This window comes from Chloroflexota bacterium, assembly GCA_018829775.1.
In the GTDB taxonomy this organism is placed as follows: Bacteria; Chloroflexota; Dehalococcoidia; order Dehalococcoidales; family RBG-16-60-22; genus E44-bin89.
Genome location: JAHJTL010000037.1, coordinates 1 through 7775, shown reverse-complemented (window position 1 = coordinate 7775; position 7775 = coordinate 1). Strand labels below are relative to the sequence as shown.

Below are 7775 nucleotides of genomic sequence, written 5' to 3'. Positions count from 1 at the left end.
GGCACTGGGCTATCTGCCACCGAATGAATTTGAGGAGCTACTTAACATCGGCTTGGATAAGGAGTTACCCCGCCAGACTCTCCTAACCCTATCTGTCCAATCATAGGGGTGCACTCCAAACAATGCCAGCGGAATCAACAATATTTTCTTTTTCACTGATTTACTTCCTCCTAAGATTTTGTAACCTAGCCGTGTATTAATTTTTTTACTGAAGATTATCACCTCCCTTTTTATTAATCTGGTGCAAGCACCCTAGATTTGAACAGGGTGAAAACTGGCCTTTCGGCAAGACTCGGATAGTCGATATAGTTCCCGCTAGATTTAAAAACAAAATGACGATTACTCAATTGGAACAATCGCCAACAAAAGTAATTTTCCATTTCCCCGCAGTATATACTGATACTTACATTAGAAGGATACCAATAAGTCAAAAGCATCAATGATAAATAATCGCCTACGATACTCGTACCCGATACCTACAATACTATTCTAACACGCTTGTCAACCCCGTTTGAGAAATCTCTGAGGGATTTTACTCAATCTTGGTTGGTGGCTCATTTAACATTCCTTTTTAATCTCTATTTCCCAAGCATATGCTAGTGTTTATTGCTGGCATTGTTACCGGGACGATTTTATCTTTATAATCTAGTGACAGATTATATTAAGCTACTATGGTAAAAGGAGGAGTCTATGGCGCAAATAAAAGGACCGGCGATTTTTCTGTCCCAATTTTTAGGCAATGAACCACCATTTGATACTCTGGAAAATATAACTGGCTGGGCCAAGTCCCTGGGATACCTTGGAGTTCAGGTTCCAGCCTGGGATAAGCGGGTAATAGATATTGATCAGGCGGCGACATCTAAAACGTACTGTGACGAACTCAAAGGGAGGTGTCAAGGGCTGAAAATAACAGAACTGGTCTCTCATCTATATGGTCAGCTTGTCGCCGTCCATCCAGCACATGATACCTTGTTTGATGCTTTTGCTGTTAATTCGGTCAGGGGGAATCCCAGGGCGCGAGCCGAATGGGCGGTAGAGCAGATGAAAAAATGTCTGGCGGCTTCCCGGAATCTGGGGCTCAGCGTGATGCCAACGTTGAGCGGGGCGCTGCTCTGGCACTACGTTTATCCTTGGCCACCCAGACCACAGGGCCTGGTAGATATGGCCTTTGCCGAACTGGCCAAACGCTGGCAACCCATTCTCAATATCGCGGCGGAGTATGGTATTGACTTGGCCTATGAAATTCATCCCGCAGAAGACCTGCATGATGGGGTCACCTTCGAACGTTTTCTGTCTGCAACCAAAAATCACACGAGCGTCAAGATACTCTACGATCCCTCTCATCTACTCCTCCAATGTATCGACTATGTCGGGTATATAACCTGCTACGGGGATTACATCAAGGCATTTCACGTTAAGGACGCCGAGCTTCATCCGACTTCGAGAAGTGGCGTCTACGGTGGTTATCAAAGCTGGAGGGATCGGCCGGGTCGTTTTCGAAGTCTGGGTGACGGGCAGATAGATTTCAGGCAGATTTTCGGTAAACTGACTGAAGTCGGTTACCGCTCCTGGGCCGTGCTGGAGTGGGAGTGCTGTGTTAAGGATGCCGCCCAGGCAGCTCAAGAAGGAGCAGAATTCATCAAATCAATGCTCATTGAAACCCCGAAAACAGCCTTTGACGATTTTACCGGAGGGGGAATGGACATGGATTATAACAAACGGATATTAGGATTGGATTAGAAGGAGAGGAGAAATGAGTTTACCTAATCTTAGCCTGAAAGATAAAGTAGCTATCATTACTGGAAGCTCCAGGGGTATCGGCCGAGAAATTGCCTTGGTTTTTGCTGAAGCTGGTGCCGATGTGGTTGTTTCTAGTCGCGGTCTGGATAGCAGCCTCGAGGAGGTGGCCGAGGAGATTCGCAAGTTCGGTCGACATCCAGTGGTTGTAGCAGCAGACATTAGGAAGAAACCTGACGTGGACAAGCTCGTACAGACGGCGGTAGACAAATTTGGCGTTATTGATATCCTGGTCAACAATGCCGGTGTACTGTTTACAGCGCCGTTCATTGAGCACGGTGAGGAAGACTGGGACCAGGTAATGGATACCAATCTCAAAGGTATATATCTGTGCTCGCAGACGGTAGGCAGGAAAATGATCGAACAACAACGCGGCAACATCATCAATCTAGCGTCAATGAGAGGAATAAGTGCAGGCCAGGATAGGGCTGCTTACTGCGTCTCTAAAGCAGGTGTCATTATGCTGACCAGAGTGATGGCTTTGGAGTTTGCTAGATTCAACATACGGGTAAATGCTATTGCTCCCGGCTGGATTAAGACCAAGATCAACGAGTTCTTATGGAGCGATCTCAATGCCCGCCAGCAGATCGAGGCGGAGATTCCACTTGGCTATTTAGCGGAACCACGTGATCTTATGGGAACCGCACTTTTCCTGGCCTCAGAAGCATCACAGTATATTACAGGACAAACCATTGTGGTCGATGGTGGTTTCTTAGCGTAGTTATAGAACACCAGCAGGATGAAATGTGAAGTGTGGTTCAATATCTTTGCAATCTTCACCTTATTAGCCAGAGACGGCCCCGATTCATGTCCCTTCCGCTCCCAATTGAGTGGGCTTGACAGGAGGTAATGCAACTGGCTAGAATATCTATCGCTAGGCTGTGCCTTGATGCTACGGGGCAAACAAAGGTGTCAGTAAGTGAATAAATCACGACTATCTATTGATAAAAGGAGGTAGAACAGTGACAAGAAAGAATGTTGTGGAGAGCATTGTTGGCTATTTTAAATCAGACCAGTGGCACAGGTTTATGCAGATGCTCACTCAGACAGACGACCCGATGTACCATATGCATATATACGTGGAAAATAGTATCCATCCCGAGTCACTCCGTAAGCTGTTCACGGCATACCATAAGCTGAAGGGCATTGTTCTGGACCGTGGTATTCAATTCTCCGGTCTTCCCGGTGTGGGCATGTTTATCAACGTTCAGCCCGTAGACTCTAAAACCCGCCGGTTTCTGGCTAATTATGAGTTATTCTGGTTTTACAACCCGGATGTGCTTATAGGGCCGGCAGAAATTCGGCCGGATGCAGACCTGAATAAAACTCCTCTGTACAAAGACGTTCAGGAAGATAACCTGTGGGGCTGGGGTAAAAAGTTCATGGACGACTATTACAAGCAATTTGATTTCAAATGTGTGGGACCACACGAAGAAGCTGAAATACGCGAATACTTCAAGTCTGATCATTTTAAGAAATGGCTCAGATTGATAGACGACTCTCCCGCTGACCATATCCATTGTAATGTAGATATAAACTTTGATCCGTGGATTCTGAAAATGTACGCTGTGGAAGCTCTTGAGGAAGTAGGCCTGAAAATTGACTGGGTTGTACCCAACGTGTTTCGTGTACCATCAGGCTTGCGGGGTAAACTGATTTTCCTCTGTGCACATCCAGAGTGGCAACATGACATAACTTGGGGCTATAACCCGGATGTAGTCATCAGGCCTGCCACTAAGCCATGCATTGGGCAAAGAATGCCCGCTGACGGAGATATTACTTTTGACTTCAATCTTCATAGCGATTTTGAAGCGTCGCTGGCGGAAGGTGAGCACGTGAAGCTCACCGACGAAGAGATTAACGAAATTCTGGCCAGGGTATAACACGTTCTGATAAGCTCAGTTTGAGCCTTCATTGCTTTGTAATAATCGGTAGGTAAGCCATGCTGGCAATAATGAGACAAAACAAGGCTTGTATTTGCTTGAGTTTCAAAGGTGCAGTCTAACTGAATACCGAACATTATTACTAGTTGACTATTACCCTAAAGAGTTATACCACCATCGACAAATATAACCTGACCAGTTACGAAGTTGGACGCGTCAGAAGCCAGATATATGGCAGTGCCTATGTAATCATCGGGTTCAGCAATTCTGCCCATGGGTGTCTGCTCAATATACTTTTGTAATTCCTCAGGGTGTTCTTCTGTGAAATACTTTCGATTTATATCAGTAATGGTCACAGTTGGCGCTAGGGCATTAACATTAATATTGTACTTTCCCCACTCATAAGCAAGGGAACGAGTTAGATGATTCAACCCGGCTTTGGAGACTGCGTAAGCTGCCCGAATTATTTGTACTCTGGCCGAGATATTGGAAGAGACGTTGATGATTTTCCCCTTTTTGTTTTTAATCATTTCTCTTCCTACGGCCTGACAGCAGTAGAAAACTCCCTTCAAATTGGTATTCATTAAACGGTCCCATTCTTCTTCTGGATATTCTTCTGCCGGTTTTCTGGTGATAACAGCGGCGCTATTGACCAAAATATCTATTTTCCCAAAATCCTTGATTACTTTTGAGACCATGTCATAAATCGAGGGGATGCTAGTCACATCAACGGGAACGGCGGCTGCCTTTAAGCCCTCTTTTTTAATGGCGTCAGCAGCGTTCTGGCCTTCGGCAGCTTTCCGGTTAGCGATAATGACGTCCGCTCCAGCACCCGCCATGCCCTTTGCGATACTAAAGCCAATTCCTCGGTTGCCACCAGTTACTATGGCAACCTTTCCAGAAAGATTAAAGTATTCCAATTTCCCTCCTTTTTCAGGTTTACCATGAACGATAGACTATTCATCGCCACAATGTCAATAGTCTTGGCTGATGGTTTTATTTGCATTTGGTTGATACACTTAATCCTTCCTTTTTTGAGTTCACAGTTCTATTCGTAAACCTCATGCGTAAATTCTAGCGCTCCCTTTTGTGATATAATTCTTCTAGCCGAGGAGGTGAGCCAATGCAAGCGTACTGCATGAAATGCCGCACTAAGAGGGAAATGAAAGATCCCAAGTCTATCACAATGAAGAATGGGAGGCCTGCCACTCAAGGAGTATGCCCCACATGTGGCACTAAGATGTTCAGAATTGGAAAAGCTTAGGAGCGATAGTATTTATTCGAATCATGGAAGGGGCTGATGTGGAACCAACCAGCCCCTTTCTTATTTTCCAGTCTAATATGAAACTGGACTCCTTTTCGGGGGGCAGGCCAGTGGGATTAAACAAAACGTCACTTTTTACCACATAATTCATTGTACAGCCTGATACCTATTGACAAGCGGTATTTTGCGATGTAATATTCAGCTATCATTTCTCCGGGTATGGGAAATGGTTAGAGGTATTTGTGTTGCCCCAGCTTTGACTTAAAGCAAAGAGTTCTTCCGCCCTTAATGAGGAGGAAGAAATGAAACTAGAAGAATATCTGGAAAGCTTACGGCGTAAATACGAGGCTTATTTTGATATTTACCCGGATTATACTATTCTGGGCCGTAGGTTGGACATTTATGCCTGCTGCCACGTTAGGAACGAGAAGTTTGTTGTCACCAAAAAAGCGACCCTCGGTGCCTGGGAGACCAACGAATACTGTCTGATAGAGGGTCATTCCGCTGAAATCTATGCGCCTAAAGTCCAGGATTTCATCGCCTTCCTGGTAAATGCTGCCGGCGAACTGGTCAAGCCCCATAAGGAACACATGTCCAGTGTGCTGACCGGGATATTGGTTTCTGAGCGAGGGTTTGACCCCGAAGCCATTCACATCGGGACAAGATTCAAATACAGCCACAGCTTCTGGCTTGGACTTCGCGGCTGGTATTCGGTTTGTCTGCTGCTGGTTGACCTTTTATCAGGTCAAGTCTACGCCAACCCTAAAGGAAAGGAGGTGATTAAAAGCTACCAACCAAACTCCATGTCATCGAGGCCGAATGTTTTGGCCTCCAAATACTAGAAAAGGGGGTAAATGCTTATGAGCGCAATAGTGTTAATAGTTATTGCTATAGTTGTCTTCATTATCGCTTACCTGACTTATGGCTCGTTTATAATCAAAAAACTGGGGGGGGTTGATCCCAAAGCTAAAACCCCAGCTTATACTATGCGCGATGATGTGGACTATGTCCCAACGCGGGGGCCGGTTCTGATGGGTCACCACTTTGCTTCCATCGCCGGCGCCGCTCCGATTGTAGGTCCAATAGTGGCGGCTGCGTTCGGTTGGATACCGGTATTTCTGTGGATCGTCCTGGGTGGTATCTTCATTGGTGCCGTGCACGACACCGCATCCTTATATGCTTCTATCCGTCACAAGGCTAAGAGCATCGCTGAAATCCTCAAGGAGAATGTTGGCGTCAGTGCTAAAAAGCTTTTTGCCGCCTTCGCCTGGCTCACCCTGATTCTCGTTCTGGCCGTCTTTGCTTTTGTCATTGCCAAGACCTTCGCCGCCATTCCGTCGGTAGCCACCGCTTCCCTACTATTTATTGTGCTCGCCATTATCTTTGGTTACACTGTCCTCCGGCGGGGTGCACCCCTGCTGCTGAGCAGCATAGTCGGCGTGGTTCTTCTGGCTCTGTGTGTGTGGCTGGGTGTCCTGTTTCCCATTAGTCTGTCACTTACTTGGTGGATACCTATTTTGCTGGCATATGCCTTTATTGCCGCCAGCCTGCCGGTGTGGATCATTTTGCAGCCCCGTGACTACCTGAACTCGTTCCTGCTGTACGGTTTCCTGATTGCCGCCGTTATCGCTATTTTTGCTACCAATCCGGCTATCAAGCTGCCCGCTTTTACTTCCTTTGAGACCGACCTTGGCTTTCTCTTCCCCATACTTTTCGTTACCGTTGCCTGTGGTGCCATTTCCGGCTTCCACTCCCTGGTCTCTTCGGGGACCACCTCCAAGCAGTTGAGTAGCGAAGTCCATATCAAGCGAATCGGTTACGGCGGTATGCTGCTGGAGTGCCTGCTGGCGGTAATTGCCCTCATCACCGTGGCTTACCTGCTTCTGGGTGACTACACTGCCCTCCTGAAAGAAGTCGGCTGGGGAGGTGTCTTCTCGCAGGGTGTTGGTAATTTCCTCACCAGCATAGGGATTCCACTGGCGGTTGGCGTAGGCTTCGGTGGCCTGGTTCTGGCCGCTTTTGCCCTGACCACTCTTGACACCGCCACCCGGTTGTGCCGGTTTATGCTTGTGGAGTTAACCGAAAAGGAAGAGGGGAAACCCTCAGCCATTGTTACCTTTATCACCAATCGCTGGGTGGCCGGCGCCATTGGCGTGGGTTTGGCTGTTTGGCTGGCGTTGAGTGGTGGATGGTCGACACTCTGGCCCCTGTTCGGTTCGGCTAACCAGCTTATGGCCTCTTTGGCGCTGTTGGCTGTTGCCGCCTGGCTGACCAGGATTGGCAAGGACAACAAGTTTGTTCTTTATCCAATGGTTTTCATGATGGCAGTTACCCTGACGGCGCTGGTGTTTATGTTCCTTAAAACGATAGCCGCCGCCAACATTGTGCAGTCAATCGTTGTTGTGGTCCTCTTTATCTTGGCTGTCGTTTTAGTCTACCTGGCCATAACTAGACTGAGAGCAGTGGGCAAACAAAAGACAGCTGCCTCTTGATTTCACTAACCAGGTGACTGTTAGTCGGTTCTAAGAGAGACCCCCCGGCTTGCCAAAGGGCTGGGGGGTCTTAATAAAATTGTGACTCAGACTGGTGAGAAGACGAAGCCGGGATATAAGCCCAAAACCGGCTCCTATATCACCCCGATATCCGTTGGTTCGCACCCAACTCCCAATGTCGCAACCGTTTTAACAGGTAACAACGTACTATCTGCGTTCAGTCAATAGCCCCTGGCAATTTAATTCTTTATAGGTTGGCTGCATCACAGCGAGTGGCCCCGGTCCCATGTTTTCCTGGTTCCTAAATTAGCATCTAGATGCGGAGTCACTCCTTTCAGG

At 47.3% G+C, this 7775-nt stretch carries 6 protein-coding genes; 5 read left to right on the top strand and 1 reads right to left on the bottom strand.

Annotation, left to right across the window (positions count from 1 at the left end; all coding sequences use genetic code 11):
- Positions 1-690 precede the first annotated feature (690 nt).
- The 3 genes from KKD83_03960 (at position 691) to KKD83_03950 (ending at position 3680) form a co-directional block, all read left to right on the top strand.
- Positions 691-1740: a TIM barrel protein gene (locus KKD83_03960; protein ID MBU2535308.1), complete on the top strand. Its 1050-nt coding sequence runs from the start codon at positions 691-693 to the stop codon at positions 1738-1740.
- Positions 1741-1753: 13 nt separating this feature from the next.
- Entirely contained in the window at positions 1754-2518 is a 765-nt protein-coding gene (locus tag KKD83_03955; protein ID MBU2535307.1) for a glucose 1-dehydrogenase, read from the top strand.
- A 241-nt stretch (positions 2519-2759) separates the two neighbouring features.
- A complete protein-coding gene (locus tag KKD83_03950) occupies positions 2760-3680 on the top strand; it encodes a hypothetical protein (protein MBU2535306.1) in 921 nt (306 codons plus the stop codon).
- Positions 3681-3838: 158 nt separating this feature from the next.
- Here the strand turns inward: KKD83_03950 and KKD83_03945 are convergent, their stop codons facing one another.
- Positions 3839-4600, bottom strand: coding sequence for a glucose 1-dehydrogenase (locus tag KKD83_03945; GenBank protein MBU2535305.1), 762 nt, complete (start codon positions 4598-4600; stop codon positions 3839-3841).
- Positions 4601-5246: 646 nt separating this feature from the next.
- Here KKD83_03945 and KKD83_03940 point away from each other — a divergent pair.
- Together KKD83_03940 and KKD83_03935 are read left to right on the top strand one after the other, a co-directional pair.
- The gene (locus KKD83_03940) at positions 5247-5786 is read left to right on the top strand and encodes a hypothetical protein (GenBank protein MBU2535304.1); all 540 of its coding nucleotides are present in this window, start codon (positions 5247-5249) and stop codon (positions 5784-5786) included.
- Between the two features lie 18 nt (positions 5787-5804).
- Entirely contained in the window at positions 5805-7436 is a 1632-nt protein-coding gene (locus tag KKD83_03935) for a carbon starvation protein A (GenBank protein ID MBU2535303.1), read from the top strand.
- Positions 7437-7775 lie beyond the last annotated feature (339 nt).